At 56.7% G+C, this 13296-nt stretch carries 10 protein-coding genes; 9 read left to right on the top strand and 1 reads right to left on the bottom strand.

Annotated elements, in window-relative coordinates; translation table 11 throughout:
• The first annotated feature begins 183 nt into the window (after positions 1–183).
• A complete protein-coding gene (locus IE156_RS08725) occupies positions 184–1173 on the top strand; it encodes a malate dehydrogenase (RefSeq protein ID WP_189392113.1) in 990 nt (329 codons plus the stop codon).
• Positions 1174–1242: 69 nt separating this feature from the next.
• Here the strand turns inward: IE156_RS08725 and prpR are convergent, their stop codons facing one another.
• Positions 1243–3156 carry a propionate catabolism operon regulatory protein PrpR gene (prpR, locus tag IE156_RS08720; RefSeq protein WP_189392112.1) on the bottom strand — a complete coding sequence of 638 codons (1914 nt, stop codon included), beginning with the start codon at positions 3154–3156 and terminating at the stop codon, positions 1243–1245.
• Between the two features lie 256 nt (positions 3157–3412).
• Here prpR and prpB point away from each other — a divergent pair, with 256 nt between their 5' ends.
• The 8 genes from prpB (at position 3413) to IE156_RS08680 (ending at position 13263) form a co-directional block, all read left to right on the top strand.
• Positions 3413–4312 carry a methylisocitrate lyase gene (gene prpB, locus IE156_RS08715; protein ID WP_189392111.1) on the top strand — a complete coding sequence of 300 codons (900 nt, stop codon included), beginning with the start codon at positions 3413–3415 and terminating at the stop codon, positions 4310–4312.
• A gap of 102 nt (positions 4313–4414) precedes the next feature.
• Entirely contained in the window at positions 4415–5578 is a 1164-nt protein-coding gene (prpC, locus tag IE156_RS08710) for a bifunctional 2-methylcitrate synthase/citrate synthase (RefSeq protein WP_189392110.1), read from the top strand.
• An 88-nt stretch (positions 5579–5666) separates the two neighbouring features.
• Positions 5667–6068, top strand: a complete 402-nt coding sequence (locus IE156_RS08705; RefSeq protein ID WP_189392109.1) for a hypothetical protein — start codon at positions 5667–5669, stop codon at positions 6066–6068.
• Positions 6065–6355, top strand: a complete 291-nt coding sequence (locus tag IE156_RS08700; RefSeq protein ID WP_373296506.1) for a GNAT family N-acetyltransferase — start codon at positions 6065–6067, stop codon at positions 6353–6355. The genes IE156_RS08705 and IE156_RS08700 overlap by 4 nt, the downstream gene beginning before the upstream one ends.
• Positions 6356–6496: 141 nt before the next feature.
• Positions 6497–9082, top strand: coding sequence for a bifunctional aconitate hydratase 2/2-methylisocitrate dehydratase (gene acnB / locus IE156_RS08695; protein ID WP_189392108.1), 2586 nt, complete (start codon positions 6497–6499; stop codon positions 9080–9082).
• A gap of 323 nt (positions 9083–9405) precedes the next feature.
• Positions 9406–10572, top strand: a complete 1167-nt coding sequence (locus IE156_RS08690) for a TRAP transporter substrate-binding protein (protein WP_189392107.1) — start codon at positions 9406–9408, stop codon at positions 10570–10572.
• A 139-nt stretch (positions 10573–10711) separates the two neighbouring features.
• A complete protein-coding gene (locus IE156_RS08685) occupies positions 10712–11344 on the top strand; it encodes a TRAP transporter small permease subunit (RefSeq protein WP_189392106.1) in 633 nt (210 codons plus the stop codon).
• On the top strand, positions 11341–13263 hold the full coding sequence (locus tag IE156_RS08680; RefSeq protein WP_189392105.1) for a TRAP transporter large permease: 1923 nt from the start codon (positions 11341–11343) through the stop codon (positions 13261–13263). The genes IE156_RS08685 and IE156_RS08680 overlap by 4 nt, the downstream gene beginning before the upstream one ends.
• The last annotated feature ends 33 nt before the right edge of the window (positions 13264–13296 follow it).

Here is a 13296-nt window from a genome sequence, read left to right as displayed (position 1 = left end):
TTATGTCTTATATAAGATATAAGACGTTTGACGGCGCTATCGTTTTGGTCTAGTCTGCGCAGTGAAAAAAGAGGCTTTCCCTCTTGCGAAAAACCGTTTTCCAGGCCAACAGTACGGCCCGCAAAAGATTTAAACTGTGTTTTTCGTCACCGTCTTCAAACCCAAAAACGGAGTCTTACTCTCATGTCCAAACCCGCAATGCGTGTCGCCGTTACCGGCGCTGCTGGCCAGATTGGTTACGCCCTGCTGTTTCGCATCGCCTCTGGCGAAATGCTGGGCAAAGACCAGCCTGTAATCCTGCAGTTGCTGGAACTCGCCGACGAGAAAGCCCAGAAGGCCCTGAAGGGCGTCATGATGGAACTGGACGACTGCGCCTTCCCGCTGCTGCAAGGCATGTCCGCCCACAGCGACCCTGAAACCGCATTCAAAGATGTTGATATCGCCCTGCTGGTCGGTGCCCGTCCTCGCGGCCCAGGCATGGAGCGTAAAGACCTGTTGGCTTTCAACGCCCAGATCTTCACAGCACAAGGCCGTGCCCTGAACAAAGTGGCGAGCCGTGACGTAAAAGTACTGGTGGTCGGCAACCCTGCCAACACCAACGCCTACATCGCCATGAAGTCCGCTCCTGATCTGCCAGCGAAGAACTTCACCGCCATGCTGCGTCTGGACCACAACCGCGCTCTGTCGCAGTTGGCCACCAAGTCCGGCAAGGCTGTTGCTGACATCGAAAACCTGATTGTGTGGGGCAACCACTCGCCCACCATGTACCCAGATACTCGCTTTGCGACTGTCAGCGGCGAGAAGATCGACGCCGTCATCAACGACCAGGCCTGGAACCGCGAAACCTTCATCCCCACCGTGGGCAAACGTGGCGCCGCCATTATCGAAGCCCGTGGCCTGTCCTCGGCTGCTTCGGCTGCCAACGCTGCCATCGACCACGTGCGTGACTGGGTTCTGGGCTCCAATGGCAAATGGGTCACCATGGGTATTCCTTCGGACGGCTCCTACGGCATTCCTGAAGGCATTATCTACGGCGTGCCGGTTACCACCGAAAACGGTGAGTACAAGCGTGTTGAAGGTCTGGAAATCGACGCCTTCTCGCGTGAGCGCATGGACCACACACTGAACGAGCTGTTGGAAGAGCGCGACGGTGTGAAAGACCTGCTGGGTTAATTGACCCGCTAGTGTCTGCAATCCCCGCCTTTATCGGCGGGGATTTTTTTTGCCTGGACGGTCATTACCTCAGCCCTTGCGCAACTTCCGCCACAAAGTACTGCGGCTGATCCCCAGCTGCTGAGCCGCCAGCGCACGGTTACCACCGTTCTCCTCCAACACTTTGGTCAGATACTCCTGCTCGCTACGCTCTTGTTGATCACGCAAGGCTGGCAAAGCGGGTTCAGTCACTCCGGCCCGTAACTCTGGCGCAATATCTTCCAGCACCACCGCCTGGTCACTTTGCACCGTGCCCAGCACCATCAAGCGCTCGATCAAGTTTTCCAGCTCGCGGATATTGCCAGGCCAAGGGTAGTGACGCCCCAACTCCAGCAGCTCGGCCAGCCAATCCGGATTCAGCGTGACTGCCCCACCCAAACGTTGCGCCACTTTTGCCAATAAATGTTCGACCAGTTCCGGCAAGTCCAGCGTGCGCAGACGTAAAGGTGGCAGGCGCAGCACCAGGATATTCAAGCGATAAAACAGATCCTGACGGAACACACCTTCTTTAACTTGCGCGGCCAGATCGCGGTGAGTGGCCGCAATCACGCGCACATCCACTGGGGTCGGTTCAATCGCGCCAATACGCAGCACTTCTTTTTCCTGCAAAACACGGAGCAACCTGGTTTGCAGCGGTAAAGGCATTTCACCGATCTCGTCCAGAAACAAGGTACCGGTGTGGGCGGCTTCGACCAGCCCCACTTTGCCGCCACGGCTAGAGCCGGTGAAGGCGCCTTCAACATACCCAAACAGTTCACTTTCCAGCAGGCTATCGGGAAATGCGGCACAGTTCACCGCCACAAAAGGCTGCGCTCGCCGGGAGCTGGCACTATGAATGCCCTGTGCCAATAGCTCTTTACCCGTGCCACTTTCGCCAATAATCAACGTAGTGGCGGCGCTTTGCGCACAAGCCTGCGCCTGGGCACGCAACTTCTGCATGGGCAAGCTTTGCCCTACCAAATCAGATAGCTCGTAGCGGGCATGCCGTGAGGCTGCTTGTTGACTGCGTGAACGCAAGCTGCGATCCAATCGCTGGATAGCCGCCGGGTCCTGGCAAAGCAAGACCGCACCACTCAAGCGCCCCTGTTCCAAAATCGGCATGCGGGTCACGATCGCTGTGCGGCCACCGACTTGTTGCACCGTATCCAATTGCACTTCCAAGCTACGCAAGGTCCCCGCCAAATCCAGCTCAGGATAGAGCGAGCCCAAACGGCGACCAATCACAGCCTGTGCTGGCTTGCCTAACCACGCCTCCATCGCCGGGTTGACGGTCTCAATACGTTCGTCCCGATCCACTGACACTACACCGTCACGTAACTGCGCCAAAATCGTATTCAAACGATCCCGGCGAGCCGCTTCTGCGCGCGCAACACGAGCCAACTCGATAGCTGATTCCAGAGCCTGACGTACTGCACCTTGGGAATAGAGCAAGACGCCCTGCATATTATTTTCCCGAGCCAGATCGACCACCAAACCAGGGGCCAGCACCCATTCCACCCCCAGCTCTTTCAAATCCTGAACACAGCTACGTGCATCGGCCTCGCTGCGGTAACTACGCAGTTCTACCGGCAAGTCGAAGCGCTGCACAAATTCCATCAATTCCAACGGCATTTCGCCGTAAGTGACCACAGCTTTGCGCTCGGCCTGCGCCAAAGCCAGGCTACCCATAATGTCAAAACCACCGGGATGCACCAATACAACCGGCACATCCAAGTGGTCACGCAAATAACTGCCATTGGAACCGGCAGAGATCAACACGTCGATTTCACCCGTCTGTCGCAAAACCTGTACGGCTTCCACCGCCTCGCCGTAGGCTTTATCGACAATCAAAATTTCCGCTTGGGCACGGAATTGCGGCACCAGCTCTTCCAGCAAAGAACGCAAGCCATGAAGCCCAAAGGCCACCAGGCGCAAACGGGCAGGAGAGGAAGAGGCATATGGCATATACGTTGCACCTATCGATCAGTAATGCGACATTGTTTCAAATTACGTTTCAATATTGAAACACAAAAGCAAAGCTACTGTACTTAGAAGAAAATCCCAGACGTCTGCCCAATGCCATCAATCCCCGCCTATTCTGGCTTTAGACGGTCCATCCCATACATATAGGAACTTGGCACGGCGTTTGCTTTAATAGAATCAACCCGTCTCAGCACTGTGCTGACGACCATTTTTTAAATGATGTGATCTGGAGCCCAGAATGAGCCAAAACCAACTGACATCGGCCGGCGCCCGTTTCCGCCAGGCCCTGCGTGAAGAGCAGCCTTTGCAAATCATTGGCGCCATCAACGCCAACCACGCCCTGCTGGCACAACGCGCTAACTACCGTGCCATTTACCTGTCGGGCGGCGGTGTAGCAGCTGGCTCTTTGGGCTTGCCTGACCTGGGCATCAACACCCTGGATGACGTGCTGACCGACATTCGCCGCATTACCGATGTGTGCGACCTGCCTTTGATGGTGGACATTGATACCGGCTTTGGCGCCTCGGCCTTCAACATTGCCCGCACCGTCAAAAGCCTGATCAAATTTGGCGCAGCCGCTTGCCACATTGAAGACCAGGTAGGCGCAAAGCGCTGCGGTCACCGTCCCGGCAAAGAAATCGTCAGCACCAGCGAAATGGCTGACCGCGTGAAAGCCGCTGTCGATGCCCGTACCGACCCCGAGTTTTTCATCATCGCCCGTACGGACGCCATTGCTGTTGAAGGCGTAGACGCCGCTCTGGAACGCGCCCAGGCTTGTGTGGAGGCCGGGGCCGACGGTATTTTTGCCGAAGCCTGCTACGACCTGGACACCTACCGTCGCTTTACCGAAACCCTGAATGTGCCGGTGCTGGCAAATATCACCGAGTTCGGCCAAACCCCGCTGTTCACGGTTGAGGAACTGGCTTCGGTACAGGTCGCCATGGTGCTCTACCCCTTGTCCGCCTTCCGCGCCATGAACAAGGCTGCCGAAGCGGTTTACCAGGCGATCCGTCGTGACGGCCATCAAAAAAATGTCATCGATTTGATGCAGACTCGTGAAGAACTGTACGATCGTATCGGCTACCATGCTTACGAGCAAAGCCTCGACAAGCTGTTCGAAAAAAACAAGAAGTCCTGAGCCATCACAGGCTCCCGCCGGGCTCTTTATCAAGGCCAGAGCGGGTAGAAACCCATTCAGCAGCCAGCCTCGTGCTGGCTGCCCAGCAACCAGGAGACCTTTATGAGCAGTACTGAGAACACCCCGAGCACTGGCTTCAAGCCCAAGAAATCTGTTGCCCTGTCTGGCGTTGTTGCAGGTAATACCGCCTTGTGCACGGTCGGTCGCAGTGGCAATGATTTGCACTACCGCGGCTACGATATCTTGGACCTGGCCCAGGCTTGCGAATTTGAAGAAGTGGCCCATTTGCTGATTCACGGCAAATTACCCAACCGCGACGAACTGCGCGCCTACAAGCAAAAGCTCAAGCGTCTGCGCGGCTTGCCTCTGGCCCTGCAAAGTGCGCTGGAAACCCTGCCTGCCCATAGTCACCCCATGGACGTGATGCGCACGGCCGTCTCGGTGCTGGGTTGCGTCCTGCCTGAAAAAGACGACCACAATTTGCCCGACGCCCGCGACATCGCGGACCGCCTGATGGCTTGCCTGGGTTCGGCTCTGCTGTACTGGTACCACTACAGCCACAACGGCGAAATGATCGACGTACAGACCGACGATGACAGCATCGGCGCTCACTTCCTGCATCTGCTGCATGGCGAGAAGCCATCGGCCGAATGGGAACAGGCCATGCACGTATCGCTGAACCTGTACGCCGAGCACGAATTCAACGCCTCCACCTTCACCAGCCGCGTCATCGCCGGTACCGGTTCAGACTTCTACTCTGCAATTGCCGGTGCCATTGGCGCGCTGCGCGGCCCCAAGCACGGCGGTGCCAACGAAGTAGCCTTTGAAATTCAGAAGCGCTACGAGAACCCCGACCAGGCCGAAGAAGACATCCGTAAACGCGTGGAAAACAAAGAAGTCATTATTGGCTTCGGTCACCCCGTCTATACCATCTCCGACCCACGCAATGAAGTCATCAAATCGGTGGCCAAAGAGCTGGCCGAAGCGGACGGCAATACGCGCATGTACGAGATCGCCGAACGCCTGGAAAGCGTGATGTGGGAAGTGAAAAAAATGTTCCCCAACCTGGACTGGTTTTCGGCCGTGTCCTACCACACCATGGGTGTGCCAACCGCCATGTTCACGCCTCTGTTCGTGATCGCGCGTACGGCTGGCTGGGCGGCTCACGTCATTGAGCAGCGCGTGGACAACAAGATTATCCGTCCTACCGCCAACTATGTCGGCCCTGAAAACCAGAGCTTTGTGCCACTGGATCAGCGCCCATAAGTCACAGATCCTAGGCTATTATTCGCCTGTGATTTGACTCACGGCCCCGCCGCATTGTGCAGGCGGGGCCGTCTTGCTGGTGACTTAAATGCTCTCTGATTTCGTACGCTATGCCCTGCCCCTGGCCGGAACCCTGATGATTGCCTGTGCCCTGACCAGTCTGGTTTCGGGTGCGTATCTTTTGCTTTTTAATCTGCGCCGCAGCAACCAGGTATTGCGACATCCTTATCTGGACCAATACCCCTGGGAAAAGCTCACCTTCTCCCTGAAAGCAGGCGTGCTGCTGGATTATTTTCTGCGCCTGAACTTTCCCAAACGCCAAAGCTCGCTGTTTGGCAATGCCAACCGTCTGCTCAAGCATGTACAGCCCGAAGACGTTCCCATGGGCGTCAAATGGCCCCTGATGGGACTGTGGGGCGGCTGCTTTTTGGGCATGATCTGCATGCTGGCTGTTTGGATTCTGATTGCCCTGCACTCCAACCCCACTTGAAGGAGATTGCTATCACTACCGAGATCCACCACGACCCGCAAGCACGTCTGTTTTATTGCGACGTTGAGAACCTGCGCTGTGTTATCGAATACGAACTGGACGATGCCATCATGAGCATCACCCACACCCGCGTTCCGACCGAGCTGGAGGGCCGCGGTATCGCCGGGCAACTGACTCGCTTTGCGCTGGAAACGGCAAAAAACCAACAGTGGAAAGTACGTCCGCTGTGCAGCTATGCCGTGGTCTATTTCCGCCGTCACCCCGAGTACGCCGAGCTGCTTGCCTGAGCCTCCGCATCATTCAGCTTAATGTAAGTCTTATATAAGATATAAGACCATTGCTTCGCTGCCCGCTTCAAATTACAATTGGGCCAAGAAGCGATTTATTGCATTTCCATCTCAACCATTTATCCGATAGGCCCCTGCACTATGCTGAACACTTACCGCGAACATGTTGCCGAGCGCGCCGCTCAGGGCATTCCCCCGCTGCCTTTGTCGGCTCAGCAGACCGCCGAGCTGATCGAGCTCATCAAGAACCCGCCTGCTGGTGAAGAAGCTTTCCTGGTCGACTTGATCACTCACCGCGTCCCCGCTGGTGTGGATGATGCCGCCAAGGTCAAAGCCTCCTACCTGGCCGCCATCGCGCTGGGCACAGAATCCTGTGCTTTGATCAGCCGCGAGCGCGCCACTGAGCTGCTGGGAACCATGCTGGGTGGCTACAACATCAGCCCGCTGGTCGAACTGCTGGACTCGCCCGAACTGGGCCAGATCGCCGCCAACGGTCTGAAAAACACCCTGTTGATGTTCGACTCTTTCCACGACGTTCAGGAAAAAGCCGAAAAGGGCAACGCCTTTGCCAAAGAAGTCATGCAAAGCTGGGCTGACGGCGAGTGGTTCACCAGCCGCCCCGAAGTCCCTGAAAGCCTGACCGTTACCGTTTTCAAAGTCACTGGCGAGACCAACACGGACGACTTGTCCCCCGCCCCTGACGCCTGGAGCCGCCCGGATATTCCGCTGCACGCTCTGGCCATGCTGAAAAACCCACGCCCAGGTATCGAACCTGAAGAGCCCGGTAAGCAAGGCCCTGTCAGCTTCATCGAATCCCTGAAAGAAAAGGGCCACCTGGTTGCCTACGTGGGCGATGTGGTCGGTACCGGCTCTTCGCGTAAATCGGCTACCAACTCCGTGTTGTGGTTCACCGGTGAAGACATTCCTTTCGTTCCTAACAAGCGCTTTGGTGGCGTGTGTCTGGGCAGCAAGATTGCACCTATCTTCTACAACACCATGGAAGATGCGGGCGCACTGCCTATTGAACTGGACGTCTCCGAAATGGGCATGGGCGACGTGGTTGAACTGCGTCCCTACGAAGGCAAAGCCTTCAAAAATGGCCAGCTGATCTCCGAATTCCAGGTCAAGTCCGACGTGCTGTTTGATGAAGTACGCGCCGGTGGCCGTATTCCCCTGATCATTGGCCGTGGCCTGACCACCCGTGCTCGCGAAGCCCTGGGTCTGCCTCCCACCAAGTTGTTCCGCCTGCCACAAAGCCCTGTTGATTCCGGTAAAGGTTTCTCGCTGGCCCAGAAGATGGTTGGCCGCGCTTGCGGTTTGCCTGAAGGCGAAGGCGTACGTCCCGGCACTTACTGCGAACCTCGCATGACGACCGTTGGCAGCCAGGACACCACGGGCCCAATGACTCGCGACGAACTGAAAGACTTGGCTTGCCTGGGCTTCTCGTCTGATCTGGTCATGCAGTCCTTCTGCCACACTGCTGCCTATCCAAAACCTGTTGACGTTAAAACTCACCACGAACTGCCTGCTTTCATCAGCACACGCGGTGGTGTTTCCCTGCGTCCCGGCGACGGTATCATCCACTCCTGGCTAAACCGCATGTTGCTGCCCGATACCGTTGGTACCGGTGGCGACTCGCACACCCGTTTCCCTATTGGTATCAGCTTCCCCGCTGGTTCCGGTCTGGTGGCTTTTGCCGCTGCCACAGGTGTAATGCCTCTGGATATGCCCGAATCCGTTCTGGTGCGTTTCAAAGGCGAAATGCAAGCCGGCGTCACCCTGCGTGACCTGGTTAACGCCATCCCTCTGTACGCCATCAAGCAAGGTTTGCTGACCGTTGAAAAAGCCGGCAAGAAGAACATCTTCTCCGGTCGTATTCTGGAAATCGAAGGCCTGCCTAACCTGAAAATCGAACAGGCTTTCGAGCTGTCCGACGCTTCGGCCGAGCGTTCTGCCGCGGCATGTACCGTACGCCTGAACCAAGAGCCCATCATCGAATACCTGAACAGCAACATCACGCTGCTCAAGTGGATGATTGCCAATGGCTACGAAGACGAGCGCACGATTACTCGTCGTATCAAGGCCATGGAAGCCTGGTTGGCCAATCCTGAACTGCTCGAACCTGATGCAGATGCAGAGTACGCCGCTATTATTGACATCGATCTGGCTGAAATTCACGAGCCTATCGTGGCTTGCCCGAACGATCCTGACGACGTGAAAACCATGTCCGAAGTATCTGGCACCGTGATCGACGAAGTGTTTATCGGTAGCTGCATGACCAACATTGGTCACTTCCGTGCAGCCTCCAAGCTGCTGGAAGGCAAGCGCGACATTCCAACCCGTCTGTGGGTCGCTCCGCCGACCAAGATGGACCAGCAACAGTTGACTGAAGAAGGCCATTACGGCGTTCTGGGTGTCGCCGGTGCTCGTATGGAAATGCCCGGTTGCTCGCTGTGCATGGGTAACCAGGCACAGGTTCGCGAAGGCGCTACTGTCATGTCCACCAGTACCCGTAACTTCCCCAACCGTCTGGGCAAGAACACCAACGTGTTCCTGGGTTCGGCTGAACTGGCTGCCATTTGCTCGCGTCTGGGTCGCATCCCAACCCGCGAAGAGTACCTGGCCGATATGGGCGTTCTGCAAGCCAATAGCGAAGACATCTACCGCTACATGAACTTCGACCAAATCGAAGAGTTCAAAGAAATTGCCGACTCCGTAGGTCTGTAAGCCCTAGCGCTTGCAAATAACGCCTTCGTCGCTTTATGCGGCGAAGGCGTTTTTCTTTGCCCGTTTGAAATAACTCTCCCCAAAGGGGCATGCAAAAAGCGTCGATGTCAGGGGCCACCCGTAGTGATCAGTGCGCACATCTACGGCTACTTACTCGCGGGTATACCCCTACAGGTATTGTGGTTACTCCTTATGTACGGCTGGCGTTTGAATCGCATATAAAGCTGAAAGCAAACTGAAAGAAGACTGAAATAAAGCTGAAACAGCATCAGATTGCTGCAGTTTGCTCTCGAACGCTTACAGCCACTTCGGAGACACACCCCATGAGAAACAGGATCAAAAAAAGCACCGCGCCCCACGAACAAACTGGCGCTTCCCGGCGCAAGTTCCTGAGCGGTGCTGCAGCCGGCACCGCGGCTGCAGCAACGATGGGCTTTCCTGCCATCGCTCGCGCGCAGGGCCCCACCAACTTCCGATTCCAAAGCACCTGGCCCACTGTCGATATCTTCCACGAATTCGCCCTTGATTTCGCCAAAAAGGTCAACGACATGACCGGTGGCGACCTGAAAATCGAGGTCCTGCCTGCAGGGGCCGTCGTACCGGCCTTTGGCCTGCTTGATGCCGTCTCCAAGGGCACGCTGGACGGCGGTCACGGCGTACTGGGCTACAACTACGGCAAGCAGAACGCCTTGGCTCTATTTTCGTCGGGGCCAGCCTTTGGCATGGACGCCAATATGGTGCTGGCATGGCACAAATACGGCGGCGGCAAGGAGTTGCTGGCCAAGCTCTACGATGCCATCGGTGGCAATGTCGTCTCGTTCCTGACCGGCCCGATGCCCACTCAGCCGTTCGGCTGGTTCAAAAAACCCATCACCAAAACCGAAGACCTCAAGGGCCTGAAGTTCCGCACTAATGGCCTGGCTATCGACCTGTTCACCGAAATGGGCGCCGCTGTAAACGCATTGCCAGGTGGTGAAATCGTCCCTGCCCTGGATCGCGGACTGCTCGATGGTGCCGAATTCAACAACGCCGCATCGGATCGCGCCCTGGGCTTCCCGGACGTGTCAAAGGTTTGCATGCTGCAAAGCTTCCACCAGGCCTCGGAAACCTTCGAGATCATGTTCAATAAGGACAAGTACAACGCGCTGCCGACACAACTAAAGGCCATCGTTGACAACGCTGTCGAGGCCTCATCGGCCGACATGTCCTGGAAAGCGGTTGACCGTTACTCGCAGGACTACCAGCGTCTGCAAAAGGAAGACGGCGTCAAATTCTACAAAACACCCGACACCATCCTGCAACAACAGTTGATCGTGTGGGACCAGATCGTCGCCAAGAAAGCCGAGACCAACCCCCTGTTCAAGGAAATCGACGCATCGCAACGTGCGTTCGCGGCACGCGCCATGGCGTGGGACATGGATACCAACAACAACCGCCGTATGGCCTACAACCACTACTTCGGTCGCAAGGCTCCTCAAGCCAAGAGCTGACCCTCTAGCGGTAATCGCAGCACGTCATCCCATCCACCCGGATGTGGATGACGCCTCCTCCCCTACTCCAGGCCGGCCGCGCCCAATCCTGCAGCCGACACACATCAGACCCTTTCCGCGCTAGCAAGGTGAACTTACCATGCAGAAACTTCTGGTCTTCATCGACCGGTTCAATACGTGGATAGGCCAGTTGTTCGGCTGGCTAGTCCTGGCATTGACCCTGTTCGTTTCGTTCGAAGTCTTCTCGCGATACGTGTTGTCCAACCCACACGCCTGGGCCTTTGACATGATGAACATGCTGTACGGCGGCCTGTTCATGATGGCAGGTGCCTACACGCTCTCCAAGAACGGCCATGTCCGAGGGGATGTGCTGTACGGTTTTTTCCCGCCCCGCCTGCAAGCGGGCCTGGATCTGATCCTGTACATCTTGTTCTTCATTCCAGGGGTCGTCGCCATGTTCTGGGCCGGTTTCTACTTCGCCGCCGAGTCCTGGTCCATCATGGAGCACTCAAATATCACGGCGAATGGGCCACCCATCTATCCGTTTAAAGCCATCATCCCGCTGGCAGGTTTCTGCCTTCTGCTGCAAAGCTTCGTGGAGATGGTGTACTGCGTACGTTGCCTGCGAGACGGAAAATGGCCATCGCGCGACAAGGACGTTGAAGAAGTCGATGTAGACAAGCTCATGGATATGGTCGATGTCAAAAGCGACGATATTAAAAAGCTGGATGTCTTTGTGACTGAACACGGAAAGAAAGGGAGCCCAACATGAGAAAAGAAATCTGGTTCGGGCTCACCATACTGACCGGGATCGTCTTGAGCATCGCCATCTTCATGCCAGCCCCTGCCGACATGAGCAACGGCCACTTGGGCCTGCTGATGCTGGCCCTGATTGTCGTCACCATCATGCTGGGCTTTCCCACGGCCTTTACGCTGATGGGGATGGGAGTGATCTTCACCTGGTTCGCCTATCGAGACATGGGCACACAGCAAGCTATCCAGCAAACCCTGGACCTGATGGTCCTACGCACCTACGCCGTCATGACCAATGATGTGCTGATTGCGGTACCCCTGTTCATCTTCATGGGTTACCTGGTTGAGCGCGCCAACCTGATCCAGAGTCTATTCCAGGGCATGCACCTGGCCATGGCTAGAGTCCCGGGCTCCTTAGCTGTGGCCACCATTGTCACCTGCGCCATCTTTGCCACGGCCACGGGTATCGTGGGCGCCGTAGTGACACTGATGGGGTTACTGGCGATGCCAGCCATGTTGCGGGCGGGCTACAGCGTACAACTGACTGCCGGCTCCATCACCGCCGGGGGCTGCCTGGGTATCCTGCTGCCGCCCTCCGTGCTGCTGATCCTATACGGCGCCGTCGCTGGCGTCTCGGTCGTGAAGCTGTATGCCGGTGCCTTTTTCCCTGGCCTGATGCTGGCCGTCATGTACGTGCTGTACGTCATCATCCTGGCCAAGCTCAGACCCAGCGTCGCGCCGCCCCTGTCTCCAGAAGACCGGATCGTGCCGCTGCCGGAATTCGCAAAAGTCATCAAGGAGACCATCACGGACCGTGCCGTGCCCGGCCTGATTAGTGCGATGAAGGGACCTCGCAACATCAACGTCCCCATGCAACTACTGCTCAAGAACCTGGCGGTCGCCCTGCTGCCCGCTGTAATTTTCTTTGCAATCATGGGCTTTAGCTATCAATCGGTCACCGCACCCAAGACAGCCGAGCACTACGAGTTGCAGGAAATGGGCGGCGGTTTCAACGATTTCGGCAGCGACTACAGTGGCGGCGGACTGGCAGAACCTCCAGGCGCTGGCGGTTTGTCTGAACCTGAAGGCAGTGAGCCGCTCGCGGCGCTGGGTGCCAACGAACTGGACTCAGAGACCCCTACCGCGGAGACAGAAACCGCCGAAGAAGTCACTACGGCAGAGCGCCGAGCCGCGCCCATGACGTTCTGGATATTTCTGATCGTTGGCAGTCTGGCATTGCTGTGCTACTACGCAATGCTGAACTTCGCACGGCTGGAAATCTTCAAGATGCTGCTCAGCTCGTTCTTTCCGCTGACCATCCTAATTCTGGCCGTGCTGGGCAGTATCGTCATCGGTCTTTGCACCCCCACCGAAGCGGCGGCGATGGGGGCCTTAGGGGGCATCCTGCTGGCCTTCGCCTATCGCCGATTGAACTTCTCCATGGTGCGCGAATCGGTGTACCTCAGTGCCAAGACCAGTGCCATGGTCTGCTGGCTGTTTGTCGGCTCCAGTATTTTCTCGGCTGCCTTTGCCTTGCTAGGCGGCCAAGAACTGATTAATAACTGGGTGCTGTCAATGGATTTGACTCCCATCGAGTTCATGATCCTGGCGCAGATTGTCATTTTCCTGCTGGGCTGGCCACTGGAATGGACCGAGATCATTATTATCTTCATGCCCATTTTCCTGCCGCTGCTGGCCCACTACCAGATCGACCCGCTGTTCTTCGGTCTGCTGGTCGCCCTGAACCTGCAAACGGCATTCCTATCGCCGCCGGTCGCCATGTCGGCTTTCTACTTAAAGGGCGTCTCGCCACCCCATGTCACCCTGAACCAGATATTCCTGGGCATGATGCCATTCATGGGCATCCAGATCCTGGCTATCATCATCCTGTATATGTTCCCCGGCATTGGCCTCTGGCTGCCCAGCGTGCTGTACTAATCGCGGTTGGTAGCGCCGGATCGAAGCAGAAGC

Origin of the sequence: Alcaligenes pakistanensis (genome assembly GCF_014652815.1) — a bacterium.
Lineage (GTDB): Bacteria > Pseudomonadota > Gammaproteobacteria > Burkholderiales > Burkholderiaceae_B > Alcaligenes > Alcaligenes pakistanensis.
This window is presented reverse-complemented; position numbering and strand designations above follow the sequence as displayed.

Coding starts and splice junctions, on each gene's coding strand:
- IE156_RS08725 (WP_189392113.1), top strand. CDS start 184: ATGTCCAAACCCGCAATGCGTGTCGCCGTTACCGGCGCTGCTGGCCAG.
- prpR (WP_189392112.1), bottom strand. CDS start 3,156: ATGCCATATGCCTCTTCCTCTCCTGCCCGTTTGCGCCTGGTGGCCTTT.
- prpB (WP_189392111.1), top strand. CDS start 3,413: ATGAGCCAAAACCAACTGACATCGGCCGGCGCCCGTTTCCGCCAGGCC.
- prpC (WP_189392110.1), top strand. CDS start 4,415: ATGAGCAGTACTGAGAACACCCCGAGCACTGGCTTCAAGCCCAAGAAA.
- IE156_RS08705 (WP_189392109.1), top strand. CDS start 5,667: ATGCTCTCTGATTTCGTACGCTATGCCCTGCCCCTGGCCGGAACCCTG.
- acnB (WP_189392108.1), top strand. CDS start 6,497: ATGCTGAACACTTACCGCGAACATGTTGCCGAGCGCGCCGCTCAGGGC.
- IE156_RS08690 (WP_189392107.1), top strand. CDS start 9,406: ATGAGAAACAGGATCAAAAAAAGCACCGCGCCCCACGAACAAACTGGC.
- IE156_RS08685 (WP_189392106.1), top strand. CDS start 10,712: ATGCAGAAACTTCTGGTCTTCATCGACCGGTTCAATACGTGGATAGGC.
- IE156_RS08680 (WP_189392105.1), top strand. CDS start 11,341: ATGAGAAAAGAAATCTGGTTCGGGCTCACCATACTGACCGGGATCGTC.